Raw genomic sequence first — 1,554 nt, 5'->3', positions numbered from 1 at the left:
TCACCTTCTCACACGACGTCGGCAAGGCAACATTGCGACAACAGAAAACCACATTTGTGCTTGCGCTCAATGGGGAAGCCCTTGTAGTAGCCTTAACGCCATCGGCGGTCAGCCATCAGATTGCCAACCTCGAATCCACGGTCGGAAGGGCCCTGTTCACGAGATTGGGGCGGGGACTCGTCCTGACGCCGACCGGTCAGCAATATCTGGCCGATGTCACCGGATCGCTCGCCGATCTGAGCCGCGCAACCGAGCGCGCATCGAGCGAGTCGGGCGTGGAGATCCTTCGCATTCATTCGAGTCCCAGCTTCGGACTAATGTGGTTGCTGCCGCGCCTCGCTTCATTTCAGGAAGCGAACGGCGACATTCAGTTGAATCTGGCGTGCTCATATGAAGATGTTTCATTCACGTCCGGCTACTACGATGTCGACGTGCGACACGGCTATGCGCATTGGACCGACGGCGAGATCAAAACGCTTCGCAATGAATTCATCGCGCCTCTTGCATCGGAGGAATACCTGAGAAAATTTCCGGTGCGCACTCCCGACGACCTGCACGAGCGTCGCCTGATCTTCTCGGAGACTCCGCTCGTGCAGTGGAAGCAATGGTTCGGAAAGTTCGGCGTCGCGGTGTCCCACAGGGCATACGATTTCGCATTCGACCGTTCGTACATGTCGCTGGAAGCCGCGGCGCTGGGACACGGCATCGCGCTCGAAAGCACGATGCTCGCATCGGTCCATCTCAAACGAGGGTCGCTGGTCCCGGTTTTCGATCGCAAGTATACGGTCGAGGTCAGCGCTCATCACCTCGTTTACCCTTCCCAAAACGCGGATCTGCCGCGTGTCGCCAGGTTTCTCGCCTGGGCCGAGCACGAAGTCAGCCGGGACTCAACGGCGCGCTAGCCCATGCCGGTCGGGCGCTGGCGCCGAGGGTTCGATCCCAGGCGCTGACCTCCTTCCCACCAGCAACTCAGCGCCGCCGCGATACCTGAAAATTCGTCAGCAATAGTTGAGCAGGACTGCATTGATCGAGATGGTTGAAAGCGCTGAAACTGCGTCTACCAACTAACACGATCAATGGAGACAAACATGTTGCTTGACAGCAAAGTGGTAATCGTCACGGGTGCAGCTTCGCCGCGCGGTATCGGCAAGGCGACCGCAAAAGCACTAGCTGCACAGGGCGCGCGAGTGGTGATTCTGGACCTCCGCAAGGAAGACGCGGAGAGCGCTGCGCGTGACCTCGGCGAAGGGCACCTTGGCCTCGCCTGCGATGTGACCGATAAGGCCGCATGCGTTGCTGCCGCGAGGGCGGCCGTCGGGAAGTACGGCCGCGTTGATGGATTAATTAATAACGCAGGTATCACCCAGCCTTTGAAGACGATGGACATCGGACCGGACAACTTCGATGCGATCATCGATGTAAACCTGCGTGGGACGCTCTACATGTCGCAAGCGGTCATTTGTTACGTCCCGGTCTAAATTAGGTTTGTCATCGCGAGCTATGTGGCGTGAGATTGCGAGGGGCGTCGCGCACTAAACGAGGAATGGAATGGGC

General features: G+C 58.5%; 1 protein-coding gene and 1 pseudogene. Both read left to right on the top strand.

Translation table 11 applies throughout. The features are described 5' to 3' along the window. Positions 1-32: 32 nt before the first annotated feature. On the top strand, positions 33-902 hold the full coding sequence (locus HDG37_RS38690) for a LysR substrate-binding domain-containing protein (RefSeq protein ID WP_184056853.1): 870 nt from the start codon (positions 33-35) through the stop codon (positions 900-902). A 186-nt stretch (positions 903-1,088) separates the two neighbouring features. Then, positions 1,089-1,460: pseudogene (locus tag HDG37_RS38685) on the top strand (SDR family NAD(P)-dependent oxidoreductase); the annotation flags it as partial. Positions 1,461-1,554 lie beyond the last annotated feature (94 nt).

It is taken from the genome of Paraburkholderia sp. MM5384-R2, assembly GCF_014201025.1.
In the GTDB taxonomy this organism is placed as follows: Bacteria; Pseudomonadota; Gammaproteobacteria; order Burkholderiales; family Burkholderiaceae; genus Paraburkholderia; species Paraburkholderia tuberum.
Note: the sequence above shows the minus strand (reverse complement) of the source record. Positions and strands in the feature narration are given on the sequence as shown.